The organism is Polycladomyces subterraneus (assembly GCF_030433435.1).
Lineage (GTDB): Bacteria > Bacillota > Bacilli > Thermoactinomycetales > JIR-001 > Polycladomyces > Polycladomyces subterraneus.
In genome coordinates this window covers 99,995-117,550 of record NZ_JANRHH010000035.1, presented here as the reverse complement: position 1 = coordinate 117,550, position 17,556 = coordinate 99,995, and the positions used below count along the sequence as shown (strand labels likewise).

Here is a 17,556-nt window from a genome sequence, read left to right as displayed (position 1 = left end):
CACTCTTACCTCAATCCAGAGGGGTACGCCGATCCTCATTACTCTCCAGTCGCCGAAAGAAATCATTCACTGCCACCATGATTAAAACATAGCTGACAGACGCCGGACAGATTACTGAAAGCGGCAATTCCACTTCCATCCCGTTCAACCAGGTGCCCACCGTCAGCAAGCCTCCCACCACCGCCACTTCCACGCCATGAAAGAGGAGCCGCCGTTTGATATCCCGGTTGAAACGGGTTCGCCTTTCCTCTATAAGTTGAAAGAAACTCACAACGAGTATCATTGTCCAGAAGTCCGTGTGTCCCCAAACCGCACCATGGCCCAACACAACGCTCCAACCCCAAAGAATCATCCACAGTAATCCCGCTTCCAACGCTGAAAGCGCCAACAAAAATCCGAAGACTAGGCATAACAACACGACTTCCACAGCCTTGCCGACAGCGCGTTGGAACCAGCGTTTCACAATTTTCTGTTTCTCCTTTCAAATCCCCCGAAATTCATCGGGGGATTGCCGTCACTCTTCCCACACGCGCACTTCTTTCATTCGGTCACCGGGCTTCATGTTTTTGACCGTATCCAATCCTTCGATCACTTGCCCAAACACGGTGTGGACGCCGTCCAGATGAGGCTGGGCTTCGTGGCAGATGAAAAACTGGCTCCCGCCGGTGTCTTTGCCGGCATGCGCCATGGAGACGGCACCAGGAATGTGTTTGTGAGGATTGCCTTCCGTTTCGCACTTGATGGTGTAGCCCGGTCCGCCCATGCCGTTTCCATACGGACAGCCCCCTTGGCTGACGAAGCCGGGGATTACGCGATGAAACGTCAATCCGTCGTAGAATCCCTCGTTGGCCAGTTTTTCGAAGTTGGCGACGGTTCCCGGTGCGGCTTCCGGGAAAAATTCGATAAGGATTTTCTCGCCGCTTTCCATCGTGATGCTGCCTTTTTTGGCCATGTGTTCACACTCCTCTCGTCACTGATTGTATCACACTCATCACGAAGCAATGGTCAGTTTTTCATATCCATTCAGAAAGACCGTTTTCACAGGCCGGGCTTCCTGAATCTGAATCTGTTCCTTCCTGTTCCAATGAGAGAGGAGCGCCTGCATCGCGATTTGTGCTTCCATTCTCGCCAGTGGTGCCCCCAGACAAAAATGAATCCCTTTGCCAAACGCGAGGTGAGGGTTGGGTTTGCGGTTCGCTATGAAACGGTCGGGACGGTCGAATACCTGTTCATCACGGTTGGCGGAAGCGATCCACGCCACCACCGTTTCTCCAGCATGGAGGGTCTCCCCACCCAGACGGACATCGTGGGCGGCGGTACGTGTCACAAACCGAACAGGAGAATGATATCGCAACACCTCTTCGATAAACAGCGGGATATGCCCGTGATCTTTCTGCACAAGGCGGTATGTTTCAGGATCTTCGGCCAGAGAGAAGACGGCATTGCCGATCAGGTTGGTAGTCGTAATATGTCCCGCCAGCAACAGCAAGAAACAGAAACTGAGAATTTCTTCTTCCGAAATCTGTCCATGGGAATGGGAGTCAACCAACAAGGAGATCAGATCGTTTTGCGGACGTTGTTTTCGTTCGTGAACGATATCCCGGAAATATTGCTTCATATCCATCTGCACACTTCGAATACGCTTTCGTTCGTCCGGTTTGGTTTCATCGGCAAAACGGATGTTGGTAGGATCGTTTTCCATGGTGAACAATCGATCTACCCACTGACGGAACATCGGTTGATCTTTCGAAGGAACGCCCATCATGTCCGCGATGACCGTCACCGGGAGCGGGTAGGCGAAATGATTGATCAAGTCGAAATCGGGCGGGGTTTGCAATAGGAGATCCTTGGCAATGGTACGGATACGTGGTTCCCATTCTCGTAGAAATGCAGGTGAGAAGGATCGACTGACGATGGAGCGTAATAGGGTGTGCTGTGGTGGGTCCAGGGAGAGGATGCTGTCATGGAAGACGGGCTCTTCCTTTTGGCGACGCCGGTTTTGCGAGGAAAAGGTGTGATGATCGCTCAGAACCCGGTTCACGTCTTCGTAACGAAAGACTTCCCAATACTGGTGTTCACGATTGTAGTGAAGAGGCGATTCTTTCCGCATGCGGGTCCACCAAACTTCCAGCTTTCCTGCAAAACGTGTGGTCATAGACCAATCCCCTTTCCGGTTGATCGCAGTGATCGGATGTAATTATATATTGGATAGGGGTTATTTTCAATAAATATTCTCAAATTTGACTATATTTAGCTATTTGTCAGTGTTCATTTATTATTTATAGTGTATTTTTATATTATTGATGGGAAGGTGGTTCGGATTCGATCATGGTGACCCTCAAGAACCTCGAAGAGGATCAATATAAATGGCAAGTCGGCTTTCTGTCCCAAGTGGTGGAACTAAAAGAAGAAGATGATAGGTTGATTAGGAAATGGTGATAACGAATGCCGGTACACCCGAGGTAGACTAGGGCATGTCTAGGCGATCGAAGACCTAAGTCAGAGTTATCGATTCAGGTGTGCGGGAGGAAGAACGGGCAATTTTCTCTAAGTGAAGCACATTGCCCGTCCTGCGCTCCCCGGTTCGGAGCGGTTTTGCTCTGCTTCCTTTTCAGGGCACAGGTGGAGCGTTCCAGGAAAGCAGTGAAGGCAATGTGGATCAGTTGTCCCCCAATCTCACGTAGAAAACCCACCGACTTTCTTGTCGGTGGGTTTGTTATCTTTGAATAAACTGGATCCTGATATGAGCTGGGTGCTTCACTGCCCCGCGAGCTGAATGCGCCCCTCGATTTGGGCGGAGAAGGGTTGCGGCAATTGTTTGATATACTCGATCAATGCGTCCAGATCGACTGGTCCGACTACTTTGTCGGTCGGTTCCTGGAAGACGGTGAATCCGTCTCCGCCGCCGGCCAAAAAGCTGTTGGCGGTAACGGTGTAACGGCCGTCAGGTGTGATCGGCGTGCCGTCCGCCTTTTTCAGGTTCGTGATTCGGTCGCCGACGGGGCGGGAGGGATCCCATGTGTAGGTAAAGCCGGAGATTTGCAGGATCTTGGCGCGGTCTCCCTGCCATTGCTGCTCCAACACTCGTTTCAGCTGATCGCCGGTCATGGTCATTTTGACCAAGTCGTTGCTGAACGGCTGTACGTTGTACAACTCACCCCAGGTGACATCGCCCGCGTCGATATCGGCTCGGATGCCGCCTGGATTCATCAGCGCGAAATCAGTCCCCATTTTCCAGCGTTGTGCATCGGCGATGAGGTTGCCCAAGGCGGACTCGCCGGCGGTGTTCTCTTCATTGCTCAACGTCTGTGCGGCTGTTCCAATTTTCTGGTTGACGATGGGCGCCACTTTTTCTTCATAGTACTGGATCAAATCCCGGATTTCCGGATCGGGTTGTACATTGGCCTGATTGGTGGTGATGATTTCCCCTTTTTTCGCTACGATGTCCTTGGTCCGCTTGTCGATCACGATATCCACATCGGAAAACGCCGTTCCGTAGCTATAGGCCTGCACGATCAGCTTGCCATCAACCGTGCCGTTGAGATAGCTGTGGCTGTGCCCAGCGAAAATCACATCCACATCGTCATCCACTTTGTTGGCGATATCGGCGATGGGGCCGGTAATTTGACCGGTTTTGGCGTCTTGTACTCCGCCTTCATGCGCCAACACCACGATGGCATGAACACCCCTCTTTTTCAGCTTGGCAGCCTCCCGGTTGATCGCTTCCGCTTCATCGGTGAACAAAACGCCTTTCACACCGGAGGGCGTCACAATGGTCGGGGTCGTCTTTGTCACTACGCCGATAAACCCGATCGGTATGCCGTTCACCCGTTTGATGAGCGAGGGAGGGAGAATGGGTCGCTTGGTTTTTTCATCGACAACATTGGCACAGATATAAGGGAAATCGGCTCCCTCAAAGTAACCCGTCTTCTCGTGGTATCCCCCGTAAATTAACCGCATCATCTCGTTGACGCCTTCATCGAACTCGTGATTGCCTACTGTTCCGACATCAAATTTCAGCTTGTTCAACATTTCGATCGTTGGCTCGTCCTGCATCAAAGCTGAGACGGGCGCACTCGCTCCGGCCATGTCGCCCGCATGAACCAGCAGGGTATTCGGGTTTTGCGCCTCCCGTTCGCGCAAATAAGCGGCCAACACGTCCCCGCGTCCCACAGGTTTGCCGTTCACGTTGCGCGTCACGTCGAGTTGGCCGTGAAAATCATTGATCCCCAACAATTGCACGTTCATAAACGGCTGGGGATGTGCCGCCGGTGACAGATCCGCTGCCGTCAGCAGCGGTGCACATGTGAGTACGGCACAGGCCAAGAGTGACTTGGTCCATCGCTGCACACGGAAGCCTCGTTTTTCCATGAATGGATCCCCTCTCTTTGTGATCTGTCGTTACCGATGTGGATGGTAGGTATCAAATGGAGATGAATACCTGGTCAATCCAACGTAAAGGTTTGGACAATCATCGCAAAAAACCCTTCATCTTTTGATAACCATTCCCAAATTGTATTTAATACAAATTAGTATTGACTTTAAATAAGGGTCGTGGTATGTTAATAAGCGTCGGGGGTTCACGAGCCATGTTTACATACGATAAGCGTTGGGTAAATTAAACATGGCTCTTGAACAACACCCTCAATTTATCTCAAATACAAAAAGGAGGAAGGGACGAATGGCAACTCGTCTTGTGGGACTGCCGGCTCCGGATTTTGAAATGGAAAGCACCAAAAACCTGGAGACGCTGGACGAAAAAGTGAAGCTCTCCGATTATAAAGGCAAATGGCTGGTGCTGTTCTTCTATCCGCTGGACTTCACCTTCGTTTGCCCGACGGAAATCACTGCGATGAGCGACCGTTACGAAGAATTCCAAGACCTTGGGGCTGAAGTGCTGGGTGTCAGCACGGACAGCAAATACTCTCACCGTGCTTGGATCAAAACGCCGCGTGAAGAAAACGGTCTGGGCGACATCAAGTTCCCGCTGGCCTCGGACTTCACCAAAAAAGTGGCTCGCGACTACGGCGTCTTGATCGAAGAAGAAGGTGTGGCCCTGCGCGGTCTGTTCATCATCGATCCGGAAGGCATCGTGCGTTATCAAGTGGTGCACGACTTGAACATCGGCCGCAGTGTGGATGAAACGCTGCGGGTGCTGCAAGCCCTGCAAACTGGCGGGTTGTGCCCCTCCGACTGGAAACCGGGCCAAAAAACCCTGGAAGCTTAATGAATACATGCGGACAAGGGCCTAACGCATCTGCCGTTAGGTCCTTTCTTCCATCCAATGTTGGAGAAGGAGGTTTGATGTGCGATGGCCATGCGTCTAAGGACGCCTATGCCCGAACTCAAAGGGGTCACTGAGTGGGTGAACGGCGAAGTCTCCAAGGAAGATCTTCAAGGCAAATCGGTGCTCGTTCACTTTTGGTCTATCAGTTGCGGCATGTGCAAAGCCAGTCTGCCGCAAGTGAATGAGATTCGGGAAAAATACAAAGACAAAGGACTGCAAGTGATCGGTGTCCACATGCCGCGATCCGAAAAGGACACAGAAATCGGCCCGGTCAAAGAGACGATCGAAAAATACGAATTGAAACATCCCCAAGCGATCGACAATCAACATAACGTGGTGGACGCATTTGAAAACGAATTTGTACCGGCGTTCTACCTGTTCGATCAAGAAGGCGTATTGCGTCACCGCTCGGCCGGTGAAAAAGCGCTCAACCTGTTGCAAAACCCGTTGAATCGCATTTTGGGCGAAGAATAATGCGGAGGGATTAGGATGAATCTGCCGAAAGAATTGCGGTACAGCGAAGAACACGAGTGGGTAAAAGAAGAAGGCGACAACAAGGTGCGCGTGGGGATCACTGATTTCGCCCAATCGGAATTGGGTGATATCGTATTTGTGGAACTGCCCGAAGTAGGTACCGAAGTGACGGCTGGTGAGCCATTCGGCAGTGTGGAATCCGTCAAAACGGTGTCGGAGTTGTATGCACCGGTCAGCGGTAAAGTCGTGGAAGTGAACGGTGACTTGGAAGATGCGCCGGAAAAAGTAAACGAATCCCCATACGGAGATGGATGGATGATTGTAGTGGAAATGTCTGATCCATCCGATCTTGACAAACTGTTGAGTGCGGAAAAATATGAGGAATTGGTGAATGAAGATTAAACATTCTGATAAAATGCGGTATAATATATAATAATCGATGCGTGAAGGTCCTCGGTGAAGGTTTGCTGGTTGGACCTTCCGCATCCCCTCACGCTACGTATGCTTGAAGGAGGGATGACCGAGATGTCTTCAAATGCCAAATACCGCATCAACATCACACGGAAAGTGACCGGGCGGATGGGTGACGGCGAAATGGTGTTGTATTACAACAAGAAGCCGATCGGAAGGATCGACTTGCGCAACATGGGTATGGAAGTAGTAGATGGGTTTGAGGTGGAGGAGAACTCCATCTATGCCGTGGGCAATCAGTTCCCTGATGAACATTATACGCAGAGTTGTGATATGGGATGGTGCTGATCCCGTGAAAGCCGCATAGCAATTGTGCTCGCTATGCGGTTTTATTTTCATCAGGTTTGGCTGTTCTCCTCGTGTGGTACAATATTAACAATAACAGAACAAACGCATTTTGAAAAGCGGCCGTGCTACTTTTTTTGACAGAAAGAGACAGGATCGAAGGAGGCGGAGGAGCCATGGGTTTTTGCTGTGGCGCTTCGATGATCGGAACAATCGGATCATTGCGTCAGGGACCGACGCGGGTTCATAACGTACCGCTGTTTTATTGTCCGGTCTGTCACCAGGTTGAGGTGCATCACGCGGTCCGCGACGAGTTTGAACTGCTGGTGGAATACGCTCTGGAAGACGGGGCGCACGAAGTGAATCTCAACGAATATCTGGATCCTCAAAAGGTGCAGGAGTGGAAAGAACACTGCACTAGCTTTGAAGAGGATAATCCAGAAACGGTGTTGCGGGAACAGATCGACATGGCGTTGGATCTGTCACGTGTAGCCAAGGCGCTCGAAGACGAAGAATGGGAAGAACAATTGAAAAACAGGCTCCGTGTGCTCAGCCGCCGCTTGATCCGTTTCCAGCAGCAACGTGCCGAAAATAAATAAGCGACGAGTAACCCTGCCGATCACTCGGCAGGGTTTTTTGTTTGCAGTGAAACGTGCATGAGTGCATGAAATTTTGTCTTGCTTACGAATGACTAGATGGGAGGGTTTGTTTCAACTTTTCGTGAATCCTGCGTTTGCGGTAAAACTGTTTTCCGGCCTCCGCCACGTCGCGCAACATGGCCCGGTTCAAGATTGCGCCGAAAAAGACGCCGATGACCGGTACGAGTTGGAATAACTTTTTCCATCCCCAGGTGTCGCGGTAGCTTTCGAACACTTCGCGCCAACCCTGCAGTTCGGAGATCACATGTCGCTCCCGCTGAGGGTCGTGTTGATGGTAAACGGCCAACTGTTCGATGATCGCTTGTTTGCCTACGTAGTCGGAGGAGGCAAATTGCATGCATTTGACGATGAACGCTCGTTCTCGCTGTTCTTTGGGATCATATCCATACACGATGGCGATTTCCTGTAAGATTTTGAGCGACAGGCCCAATACGGCCGGGATGTCCAGTGCCAGTGTGAATACGCCACCGAATCCCGTGGTCGCCCCTTGTACGGTGGCGACACCGACATGGGTTTCGATCATGTCATCAGCCAACGCGTCCATGATGTTCATCGGGGCATCTGCCATTTGCGCGGGTGTATAAGGGGGGCGGAGCTGTGGCCATTTTTGTGCACACTTTTGGTAGACGCGCTGTTCCAGAATAAGATAGCGGCCGCCGGTCATCAAATAGCTGCCCAATTCGTTCAACGCTTGTTCGATTTTGTCGTGAACGATCCGTGGTGTGATTTTGTCCAACAAGGCGAAAGGGATTCTGCCGATTTTCTCCCAAAACCAGAGATCTTTCTGTTCCTGTTCCCATTTTTCAATGTGAGCCAGTTCCTGCAGAAGAAATTCTCTGCCGTCATGCATCGAGATATCCACCGCCTTGTTCGGATGGTATGGCAATCAGTATTGTACAGGATTTCATTTGGTATGTAACCATTTCGGTTAAACATTGGAAAGATGATTGACGAGGGATGGAGTCTTTTATATGATTTTTTCAGTAGGTATAATACTTTTTTCCTATATTTATTTAAAACAGAATCCAGGTGGAAGTGCTGATTGAAGGGTGATGGTCATATGGAAGACGAAAAATTGCTAAAACCGAAAGAAGCAGCGGAAATTCTGAACGTTTCTCCCGTAACGATCCGCTACTGGCTCAGAACGGGAAAACTTCCCGGAGTCAAAGTTTCCAATATGTGGCGCGTGCGCAAAAGCGATTTGAAGAAAATGATTTTTGATGTGAATCAACCTTGGCAAGAACACAAGAAATAGGGGATTCTTTGTAAGGAATTCGTCTGAACATCGATTCGGGTGGCCCTTTTCCCTTTTGCTCTTGTTTCGTTTAGTCCTAAGGCGTCTGTCGGAAAAAGGTCACCTTCTTTATATCTGCCAATGACCTGACACGCCCTGCAATTTGTACACTGAAGAAGACCATTCCGCTCAACCGATGCCATCAGAAAGGAAACTGTAGTGATCATCCGCAGCTGCCGCACGCTTTCATCTCCCTACCAATCCGGTGATGAAAGCCTCGATCTGTTCCGCTGTTTTATCCGCATTCATTAACAGATGAAAATGATTCCCATCAAGATAATAGCATGACCAACCTCATTGCTCCGCCCGGGCTGCCATGCTTCGATAGGTCTCGCTGAAGCGAAGATAGGCAGACGGTGCGTCAGGCCAGGACGGAGGTACCGGCATAAACGGCCAATGGAGTCGGTTGCAATTCTGCCACAAGTGTGTGACGGACGGTGGGGTCCGGGATCACTTCTCCTGCAAATCGTCTTCTGTCCATGGAGGAATCAAACCATCTGTCGCCGCTTCGCGAAAGGCTTTTACTTCATCCAAAGTCTCAAAGATCCAGTCGACTTTTTCCTTTCTCAGGGATCATGGCATCCACCCAAATGTAACTGTAACCCGATCACCTAACGCCTGACCGATGATGGGAAGCAGTACGCCCGCTCCGCTGTGGGTTACCAGGACAACAGGAGAAGGGGGAGCGGCAGAGAGGTGTTGCACCACTGACTTGACATGGTGCTCCCAAAAAAAGCGGCAATGATTCGGTTTTTGGTTGTGCAAGTGGAGAACGGTCGTCTGCCACCCTCTTTTTCTCAACCTTTCCGCCACCGGCATCCAAGAGTAAGGGCCGACCAGTGGACTATGGATCAGCGTAACGAGCAATGAAATCCCCCTTTCTATATTCGATCGTGTCTGGTGAATACTGTCCAATTGTTTACCGGCTCGACCACCTGCGCCCTGTAAGGAAGCAGAGCATAGCTGCTCCGCCTCGGAGTGCAGGACGCGGGCAACGTACGATGCACTGAGAAGAAATTGCCCGCGATTCCAATTCTGCGCTTTCCGGGTTTTCGCTCAACCGGGCTTGGTAACTCGCTCACTGGAAAACCATTTGCTCCTTTATGGATTGACCGGACACACACCCTACCGGAGCTCCTTTTTCATCTGTACCTGTTCCACAATGGATCGGAATCCGTTTTTCTTCAGCCAATCGCACAGCGTAGACCGGGACAGTGGCACATGGATCGCTTTTCGTTTGATGTTGGGCAAATCGGGTTGGAATACATGGTGAGCCAACGCGACCGTTATCTCGTCCCGAAGCGGATGATCTGGATTGGTTTCACATTGAACCATCACGATTTCCCGGCATTGCCCGTCCTCTGTGTATACGCGCTGAAACAATGCGTATCCGACGGGGTTTCCGTTCTCGTCACATGCGATCAGCGATTCGCCAGCCGGCAGGTTCTCCCAATGGGTTTGCCACGGTGCTTGTATTTGGTAAAAGGGAAGTGACGAGACATCAATGGTTGGAACCCGCTGTATGTGCCAGTTGGTCCGGAGTGTTTCCCGGTCGGGGTTTGCGGGGGATTGTTGGAGGAAAACGCCGATCCGGTTGATCACTTCATAACCGCATTGGCGATACAGATCAATCGCTTTCTGGTTGTCGGCGAGGGCTTCCAATGTGGTGATATGTGCGCCTTCCTTGCGATAGAGATCCAGGCAATACCGAATCATGGCCTTTCCTACACCGGATCTGCGGAAGGAGGGGATGACCCCTGTCCCTCCGTTCCAGGCGATGCGCATACCACGGATGGTACGGATCCCGTTCAGCACCAGACCGACCGGCCGGTCATCAATGGTTGCGATAACAGACAAGGACGGGGAAAGCCCTTCCCGTGCCATACGCGCAAACAAACGATCTACGCTCTGTTGCATGGGAATGGCATAATCCTGAAACGCTTCATTCCAGAGATTCACTACATCCGTAAGGGGAATATCGCTGAGTGGACGGAGCAACATCGTGTCACAACCTTTCAAAGATTGCTGTTCAACCCTCGTCCGCTGAAAAGGTGGCCGATACACCGGTTTATCGAGCGTGTCTGGTGAATACTGTCCAATTGATTTCCCGGCTCGATCTACCCATCCCTGCAGAAGCAGATCATAACCGCTCTGTCCTGGAGCACAGGACGCGGTCAAAAAACGCTTCGCTGACAGGAAGTTCCCGCGATTTCATTCCTGCGCTTTTCGAGTCTTCGCTCTGCCGGCTCGGATATGTCGTCACTCTTTTCGGACAACTTGTGGTAGAATGACGTTTGAGAAAAAACGAACTACCTTTTATCCAAGGGAGGGGCGTACCATGCGTTTTTTGTTTGTCGGTGCGGGTGCCGTCGGCGGATATTTCGGCGGACGACTGTTGGAGAAAGGTGCCGATGTCACCTTTTTGGTACGGGAAAGAAGAAAGTGTCAATTACAAGAACGTGGATTATCCATTCGAAGTATACATGGGGATTTTAATACCAAGCCAAAAGTGATCACCGCAGGCGAGAAGGCGGAGCCATTTGATTGTATCGTGCTTTCGGTCAAAGCGTATCATTTGGACACGGTGTTGGATTCGATCACGCCGTATGTAGACGAACGGACGACCATCCTGCCTTTGCTCAACGGAATCGCCCATGTCGAGGTATTGTTTGAGCGTTTCGGACGAGAACGGGTATTGGGCGGGCTTTGTTTCATCGAATCCACATTGAACGATCACGGGGAAGTGGAGCAATACAGTTCGCGTCACGATATGGTGTTCGGGGAATGGGACGGGCGCATGTCGGAGCGCGTGAAAACGTTGATTCATGAAATGGAAGGCGCCAATATGCAGGCACGGGCAAGCGATCATATCGTACAGGAGATGTGGAACAAATATGTGTTTATCGCCACCTTCAGCGGGATGACAGCACTTATGCGTACCACGCTGGGGGGAGTGATGGCGTCGCCGTTCGGAAAAGAGTTGTTCCGCCGGCTGTTGAATGAAGTGGTCACAGTGGCCCGGTCGATCGAACCGTCATTGCCAGAGGAGATGGAGGAGAAAATCTGGCGGGTGATGGAGGCTCAGGGACCGGAGATGAAGTCCTCGTTGTCAAGGGATATCGAAAAGGGGTTGCCCACCGAGACGGACCATCTGCACGGTTACCTGATTCGGAACGCACCTGCCGATTTGGATCTGCCGTTGTTGAAAACTGTGTACAGTCACGTCAAAGCATACGAAGCCGACCGGGGAAAAAACGCTTACACGGTGAGTGGAACAAGAGCTGTATGAAAGAAGAACAATGCGAAATATAGTCCTCTGCTCAATAGGGAACACATCGATTTCTTGGAAAGGACGATGACCCGGGTAATCTCGGTTATCGTCCTGTTTTTGTGTTGATGAACGTCTCCCCTCCCCGAGTAGTGCTGGCATTGAACGCGACGTTTCTTTATTTGGGGATTGGGAGCGGTTCTGCAATTGGAGGAATGGTCCTGAAGTACAGTACTCTGCCGAACCAGGGCTGGACTAGTAGCGGGGCCCACTAGGGGTTGGTTCTCTTGAGCATCCGGCTGGTCAATAACAAGCGTATAGCAACTAAAAGCGAAGTCAGGGGCCACAATTCACGAATTAGGCTTACTGAACCCGAAATATAGGGAGGGCCATCCCCAACTCATACAGGATGACCATCAACGCCCCTCGACGATTAAGTGGTTTCACATCACAAAGCAAGGAATGTCGGCAATTCAGACGACCGCTCCTATACCCAGGTGAGTCAGGGGCAAATCAAGGAAAAGCTTAAGCTTCTCACCTAACACCACTACAAATTTTCGCTTCGCTGCTTTACACTCTTTACGCTGACGACGTCTTGTCTTATTAGATTTTCATTGGACATTCATTGGACTTTCATGTAAATAGTGTAAGTTTGAATTTGTAGTTGATAAAATTTGAGGGGTGTTGCTGGATATGGAAAATTATTCATACTTTTCTGATGAAGCCGCGGGAGCATCACCAGGAGGTCGGCAGATGTTGAACAAGGTTCCAGAAGTTACGATCTTCTTCTGGATCATCAAGATCTTGTCAACCACGGTGGGCGAGACGGCTGCAGACTTCCTTAACTTTAAGCTGAACTTGGGCTTGACCAACACGACCTTTGTCATGTGTGGCCTATTGCTCATCACGCTGTTCCTCCAGTTCAGGTCGAGGAAGTACGTGCCAGGGATCTACTGGCTGGCGGTCGTGCTGATTAGCGTTGTCGGTACGCTGGTCAGCGACAACCTCGTGGACAACTTCGGGGTCACTCTGGAGACGACTACCATCACCTTCACCCTCGTGCTGCTGGTGACCTTTGTGGCTTGGTACGCGAGTGAGAAGACACTGTCCATCCATTCTATTTACACAACCAAGCGGGAAGCGTTCTACTGGTCGGCGATCCTGTTCACCTTCGCCTTGGGAACTTCAGCCGGTGACCTCACAGCAGAGAGTCTCAACTTGGGTTACTGGAAGTCGGCGCTCATGTTCGCCGCACTGATTGGGGTGGTGACCATCGCCTACTATCGCTTCAAGCTGAATGCAGTGCTTGCCTTCTGGATTGTCTACATCTTGACTCGCCCTCTTGGCGCTTCTCTAGGCGACTACCTGTCACAGCCACGCGATGAGGGCGGCCTTGGTCTGGGTACAGTGGGAACCAGCGCGATCTTCCTCGTAACGATCTTGAGCTTAGTAATCTACCTGACCAAGACGAGAAGAGACGAGATCCCGCTTCCGAGATCAGCTGAGGAGTCGTCTGTCACACATGGAGAGCAAGTTTCGCCATGAATTGAGGCATCATGGGGGGGCGGCAAGAGAGCGACTTAAGAAAAAGGGTTCAGCTACTGTTGCTGAACCCTTTTTAAATATCTAATCATTTAGGTTTTACGGTAAGAGCTGTAGAATGCATGGGTTGGGTTGATGACCCCCTGAGTTTGGGCGTTGTCCGAAACGGAAACGGACTGGGACGAACCAACTCAAGAAACCCACGGATTCAGCCGTGTGTGCGTAAAATAGAAGCAGTCTATTAAAGACTATGCTTCTGTCTATATTTGGCCAAGGTTTTTCGAATAAGGTCCGGATCCATGTCACTCGGGAGATGGATTTCGAGGTTGTAGGCATCTGTCATGAACTCCCGTATGTTTATCATGGCTCGGCCATCCGTATCGGCAGATAAAGCTTCTTTTACTTCTTTTTGTGAGACGGAATAGGGAATGGGAACAATATAGACTTGTTTTCTTTCCTGTGGGTTAAGGGTAATTGCTGAAACAATTACAGAAGAATTGGGTAGGATTCGTTTCTGATCCTTGTCGATTAACACGGTATAATACCAATTTACGTCAATCACAGTCCCTCGGTATTCAATACCACCAAATAGGTAGGTTCGCAAAGTAATAAACTGACCCACGGAAAATGGACGAACGGTTAACAGAACAATTCCCGCAAAAAGATTTGATAACGTAGACTGAGCTGCAATCCCTACAATGACACCCGTCACAGCACCTCCCACTAAGATGTTGCTGAGGTTGATGTGGAGCAGGCTCAAACCCACAATGACAATAAATATATAACCGATTGCGGTCACGAAGCGACTTATCAGCCTTGAAGTACGAGGATCAACATGTCTACTCAAAGGGGTGTTCATCAGAATATAATTCAGATGTTTCAATAACCATACCCCAATGATAAACCATAAAATAACGATCCCCCATTTTACAAATGGACGATACTGTACAGGAACAAAATTCGTTACAGAGATATCGTGGGCCAGGTCAAAGATAATTGATAACACAACAAGGATAACTGTTACGATGGCAATTCTACGCCATGGATTAATATCTTTTAATCCAGATTCCAATGAAAGATCTCTCCTTTAACATCAGACAGATTTGCTAAACAGTGAAAAAGGTGTGTATGTTTTTGCTAAAAGTTATATCCAAACCATCAATTTATCAATCATAATTTGCATGAACCGCTTGTGCTTAAGATATCTTGCCATTGAGACTTTTCATCAATCAAACAGTTCAACAATGCTCCTAAAGAGAATAGCAGGCCATCGACGGAGCGAACTAATGAGGTCTTAAGAGCCTACTCCAGTGAATTAGTACCTGATTTATTAAGATTCTGGGCTACTTGGATGATTTGATCCCTGTTACCCATGGGAATTGCATTCGCTATCAGATTATTCCGACCCCTGTTCTCGAAGACAGCAGAAAAAAAGTGGATTCGATGCTACTCACAAAGAAACCTAAGAAATGGATCGCTGGGTCTATCATCTTTGATTGGTCGTTATACTGAAAAATGAATACCCATACATGATCTCGCCATCTGGATAACTGATCAATAACCAAGGCACAGTGATAATCCGTAATACTGGTCCCGATGGAGCAATCCACTTTTCACAACAAACAAACAAACCCGACCCCTCAATGGGCCGGGTTTGTTTAGTGGTCGTCTCATTGTTTATTGTTCCTGCAAATAGGTACGGATCTGGTTCACCAGCAGATTAATGGCGACTTGGTTGTATCCGCCTTCGGGGATGATCAGGTCGGCGTACCGTTTGCTGGGCTCGATGAATTGCAGATGCATCGGACGTACAACGGTGAGGTATTGATGGATGACGGATTCCAACGTGCGCCCGCGCTCTTTGATGTCCCGTTCCATTCGGCGGAGAATCCGAACATCGGCGTCGGTGTCAACAAACACCTTGATATCCATCAGTTCGCGTAACCGTTCATCCTCCAAAATCAAAATCCCTTCCAAAATAATGACGTCCTTGGGCTCAAGGTACACGGTTTCGTCGGAACGGGTGTGTAATTTGTAGTCGTAGACAGGCTTGTGAATGGGTTCGTAGTTCAGTAGCTTGTTCAGATGCTCGATCAACAAATCGTTGTCAAACGCGAGCGGATGGTCGTAGTTGGTTTTGATCCGTTCTTCTAGGGGAAGATGAGACTGATCCCGATAATATGCATCCTGTTCGATCATGACGACCGAATCGGCAAATTGCTCGTACAGTTTGCGCGCGATCGTCGTTTTGCCGGAACCGCTCCCACCGGCCACTCCGATGACAACAGGTCGCTTCATATTCGCATACCCTTCCTTGATCCATATTCCGCAACACACAAACCTCCGCTGATGATAGCAGGTTACGTCCCATTTTTCAAGATGGAGGCAGCCAAAGACCGATGGCATGGGCCGAATTACCAGAAAAAATTTTGATTGAAAAAAGGGAATAAAATCATATATAATCACTATTGATCACAAACGATCGCAAATGATCGATCGTAAATGAGGGTCATCATGTTTACAGAAGAACGACAAATGCAAATCCTTTCCTATTTGCATAAGCACAAGCGCGCATCCGTTTCCGAACTATGTAAGCGCTTCGGCGTTTCCCCGGCAACAATCCGGCGCGATCTGAAGGAGCTGGAAGACGCTGGTCTGCTCAAACGCACCCACGGCGGTGCCATTTCACTGGAACGCGTGGGATTTGAACCCTCCTTTCAGGAAAAGGAGGATCAATACCGCGAGGAAAAACGGCGCATCGCCATTAGAGCCGCGAGCATGATTCGCGAAGGAGAAACGGTGCTGTTGGATGCCGGAACGACCACTTGGGCGCTTGCAAGGGAGTTGACCCAATTTCATCAATTGACGGTTGTGACGAATTCAGTGTTCGTGATACGCGAGCTGTCCGGCCTCTCCTCTATCGAACTTCTCTGCGTGGGCGGGATAGTTCGTGGCACGACCCAGTCCATGGTCGGCCCCGTCGCGGAGCAGACGTTGGAAACGATCCGGGTGGACAAAGCGTTCATCGGTACCAACGGGGTGGACCCGGATGCAGGATTGACCACACCTCATCTGTTGGAAGCCCAGGTGAAAAAAGCGATGATCCGTTCGGCAAAGCAGGTGGTATTACTGAGTGATTCCGATAAGGCGGGGAAAGTGACGTTCGCCCAATTTGCCCCTGTAGAAGCGGTGGATGTGTGGATCACGGACACGGGAGTGCCGGAGGTGTTGGTTGAACGGATACGGGAAAAAGGCGTGCGTGTGATCACGGTGTGATCAGACAATCCAACATTGCCAAAGGAGCCGTTGTTATGTACGAAGTGCTAACCGTAACCTGCAACCCGGCGATTGATCAGACAGTCGAAGTGGATGTGTTGCGGCCCGGTGAGGTGAACAGAGGGCAAAAGGTCAGGATGGATCCGGGAGGTAAAGGAATCAATGTGGCGCGTGTGCTCAAGGGATGGCAAACAGATGTGATGGCGACTGGGTGGATTGGGACAGCCAATGGCGATTTTGTTGTCAATGCCCTGGATCGTATGGGGATTTTGCATCAGTTTGTCCCGGTAGATGCCGTCACTCGTATCAATTGCAAAATTGCCGAGACGAAGCCACAACGGATGACGGATCTGAACGCGCCGGGTTTCCAAGTTGATGCCAAAGATGTAGGCGCTTTCATCCAGTTGTTTGATCGTCTGCTGGATCGAGCAAAGGTGGTGGTGTTGTCAGGAAGTTTGCCGACCGGTGCTCCGAACGAGTTGTATCGCGATTGCATCAAAATGGCAAAGCGCAAAAATGTAAAGGCTTTCCTGGATGCGGAGGGTGTGCCGTTCAAACTGGGGGTGGACGCGGTACCCTTTGCGGTGAAACCCAATCGTCGCGAGTTGGAAGGGTATGTCGGGGCCCTGTTGGACACAGAGGAGAAAGTGTTGGAAGCGGGTCGTCGTTTGCTGGACATCGGGATTCGTTGGGTAGAGGTGTCTGATGGTGCCAATGGGGCATGGCTGATGACGGAAACGAAAACGATTCGTACCATTCCTCCGCGTATTGAAGCCAAAAGCCCTGTAGGATCGGGTGATTCGATGATGGCGGCTCTGGTCTGGGGATGGCTGCAAGGAAAAAGTGAAGAAGAAGTGGCGCGGTTAGCGACGGCGGCCGGCACGGTTACCGCCGCTCACGCCGGAACCGAGTTGTGCAGTTGGGAGGAAACCGTCGCTATGAGTCGACAGATTCATCTGGAGCGGGTATCGTGCAGCGGATGAGAGGAGGAGAACAGGTA

At 50.3% G+C, this 17,556-nt stretch carries 19 protein-coding genes; 10 read left to right on the top strand and 9 right to left on the bottom strand.

All coding sequences use genetic code 11. From position 1 onward, the window contains the following. Positions 1 to 10 precede the first annotated feature (10 nt). The 4 genes from NWF35_RS09050 to NWF35_RS09035 all read right to left on the bottom strand — a co-directional run bounded on the left by NWF35_RS09050 (position 11) and on the right by NWF35_RS09035 (position 4,371). Positions 11 to 463 carry a hypothetical protein gene (locus NWF35_RS09050; RefSeq protein WP_301238729.1) on the bottom strand — a complete coding sequence of 151 codons (453 nt, stop codon included), beginning with the start codon at positions 461 to 463 and terminating at the stop codon, positions 11 to 13. A gap of 51 nt (positions 464 to 514) precedes the next feature. Continuing rightward, positions 515 to 952 (bottom strand): peptidylprolyl isomerase, encoded by a 438-nt coding sequence (locus NWF35_RS09045; RefSeq protein WP_301238728.1) that lies wholly within the window; start codon positions 950 to 952, stop codon positions 515 to 517. Between the two features lie 39 nt (positions 953 to 991). Beyond that, positions 992 to 2,155 (bottom strand): cytochrome P450, encoded by a 1,164-nt coding sequence (locus NWF35_RS09040; protein ID WP_301238727.1) that lies wholly within the window; start codon positions 2,153 to 2,155, stop codon positions 992 to 994. Positions 2,156 to 2,757: 602 nt separating this feature from the next. Continuing rightward, the gene (locus tag NWF35_RS09035) at positions 2,758 to 4,371 is read right to left on the bottom strand and encodes a bifunctional metallophosphatase/5'-nucleotidase (protein WP_301238726.1); all 1,614 of its coding nucleotides are present in this window, start codon (positions 4,369 to 4,371) and stop codon (positions 2,758 to 2,760) included. Positions 4,372 to 4,681: 310 nt separating this feature from the next. Between NWF35_RS09035 and NWF35_RS09030 the strand changes: the two genes are divergently transcribed. The 5 genes from NWF35_RS09030 to NWF35_RS09010 all read left to right on the top strand — a co-directional run bounded on the left by NWF35_RS09030 (position 4,682) and on the right by NWF35_RS09010 (position 7,116). Continuing rightward, positions 4,682 to 5,227, top strand: coding sequence for a peroxiredoxin (locus NWF35_RS09030; RefSeq protein WP_301238725.1), 546 nt, complete (start codon positions 4,682 to 4,684; stop codon positions 5,225 to 5,227). Positions 5,228 to 5,317: 90 nt separating this feature from the next. Next, positions 5,318 to 5,761, top strand: coding sequence for a redoxin domain-containing protein (locus tag NWF35_RS09025; RefSeq protein ID WP_301238746.1), 444 nt, complete (start codon positions 5,318 to 5,320; stop codon positions 5,759 to 5,761). 15 nt (positions 5,762 to 5,776) lie between these two features. Continuing rightward, on the top strand, positions 5,777 to 6,163 hold the full coding sequence (gene gcvH / locus NWF35_RS09020) for a glycine cleavage system protein GcvH (RefSeq protein WP_301238724.1): 387 nt from the start codon (positions 5,777 to 5,779) through the stop codon (positions 6,161 to 6,163). 123 nt (positions 6,164 to 6,286) lie between these two features. Further along, positions 6,287 to 6,520, top strand: a complete 234-nt coding sequence (locus tag NWF35_RS09015; RefSeq protein WP_301238723.1) for a DUF2553 family protein — start codon at positions 6,287 to 6,289, stop codon at positions 6,518 to 6,520. A 173-nt stretch (positions 6,521 to 6,693) separates the two neighbouring features. Continuing rightward, complete coding sequence (locus NWF35_RS09010; protein ID WP_301238722.1) at positions 6,694 to 7,116, top strand: hypothetical protein; 423 nt, start codon at positions 6,694 to 6,696, stop codon at positions 7,114 to 7,116. Between the two features lie 82 nt (positions 7,117 to 7,198). On the opposite strand, the gene NWF35_RS09005 is transcribed toward NWF35_RS09010, so the two are convergent. After that, positions 7,199 to 8,026, bottom strand: a complete 828-nt coding sequence (locus NWF35_RS09005; protein WP_301238721.1) for an EcsC family protein — start codon at positions 8,024 to 8,026, stop codon at positions 7,199 to 7,201. Between the two features lie 210 nt (positions 8,027 to 8,236). Between NWF35_RS09005 and NWF35_RS09000 the strand changes: the two genes are divergently transcribed. Beyond that, a complete protein-coding gene (locus tag NWF35_RS09000) occupies positions 8,237 to 8,431 on the top strand; it encodes a helix-turn-helix domain-containing protein (RefSeq protein WP_301238720.1) in 195 nt (64 codons plus the stop codon). Between the two features lie 612 nt (positions 8,432 to 9,043). On the opposite strand, the gene NWF35_RS08995 is transcribed toward NWF35_RS09000, so the two are convergent. Together NWF35_RS08995 and NWF35_RS08990 are read right to left on the bottom strand one after the other, a co-directional pair. Beyond that, entirely contained in the window at positions 9,044 to 9,337 is a 294-nt protein-coding gene (locus NWF35_RS08995; protein WP_301238719.1) for an alpha/beta fold hydrolase, read from the bottom strand. Positions 9,338 to 9,595: 258 nt separating this feature from the next. Next, positions 9,596 to 10,471, bottom strand: a complete 876-nt coding sequence (locus NWF35_RS08990) for a GNAT family N-acetyltransferase (protein ID WP_301238718.1) — start codon at positions 10,469 to 10,471, stop codon at positions 9,596 to 9,598. Positions 10,472 to 10,808: 337 nt separating this feature from the next. Between NWF35_RS08990 and NWF35_RS08985 the strand changes: the two genes are divergently transcribed. Both NWF35_RS08985 and NWF35_RS08980 read left to right on the top strand, forming a co-directional pair. Then, the gene (locus NWF35_RS08985; protein WP_301238717.1) at positions 10,809 to 11,759 is read left to right on the top strand and encodes a ketopantoate reductase family protein; all 951 of its coding nucleotides are present in this window, start codon (positions 10,809 to 10,811) and stop codon (positions 11,757 to 11,759) included. 672 nt (positions 11,760 to 12,431) lie between these two features. Then, positions 12,432 to 13,283, top strand: a complete 852-nt coding sequence (locus tag NWF35_RS08980; protein WP_301238716.1) for a COG4705 family protein — start codon at positions 12,432 to 12,434, stop codon at positions 13,281 to 13,283. A 238-nt stretch (positions 13,284 to 13,521) separates the two neighbouring features. On the opposite strand, the gene NWF35_RS08975 is transcribed toward NWF35_RS08980, so the two are convergent. Both NWF35_RS08975 and udk read right to left on the bottom strand, forming a co-directional pair. Further along, positions 13,522 to 14,352, bottom strand: a complete 831-nt coding sequence (locus NWF35_RS08975) for a mechanosensitive ion channel family protein (protein ID WP_301238715.1) — start codon at positions 14,350 to 14,352, stop codon at positions 13,522 to 13,524. Positions 14,353 to 14,957: 605 nt separating this feature from the next. Next, positions 14,958 to 15,686: a uridine kinase gene (gene udk, locus NWF35_RS08970; protein ID WP_363321590.1), complete on the bottom strand. Its 729-nt coding sequence runs from the start codon at positions 15,684 to 15,686 to the stop codon at positions 14,958 to 14,960. A gap of 108 nt (positions 15,687 to 15,794) precedes the next feature. Here udk and NWF35_RS08965 point away from each other — a divergent pair, with 108 nt between their 5' ends. Both NWF35_RS08965 and pfkB read left to right on the top strand, forming a co-directional pair. Beyond that, positions 15,795 to 16,556 (top strand): DeoR/GlpR family DNA-binding transcription regulator, encoded by a 762-nt coding sequence (locus tag NWF35_RS08965; RefSeq protein ID WP_301238713.1) that lies wholly within the window; start codon positions 15,795 to 15,797, stop codon positions 16,554 to 16,556. A gap of 35 nt (positions 16,557 to 16,591) precedes the next feature. After that, complete coding sequence (gene pfkB, locus NWF35_RS08960; RefSeq protein WP_301238712.1) at positions 16,592 to 17,539, top strand: 1-phosphofructokinase; 948 nt, start codon at positions 16,592 to 16,594, stop codon at positions 17,537 to 17,539. Positions 17,540 to 17,556 lie beyond the last annotated feature (17 nt).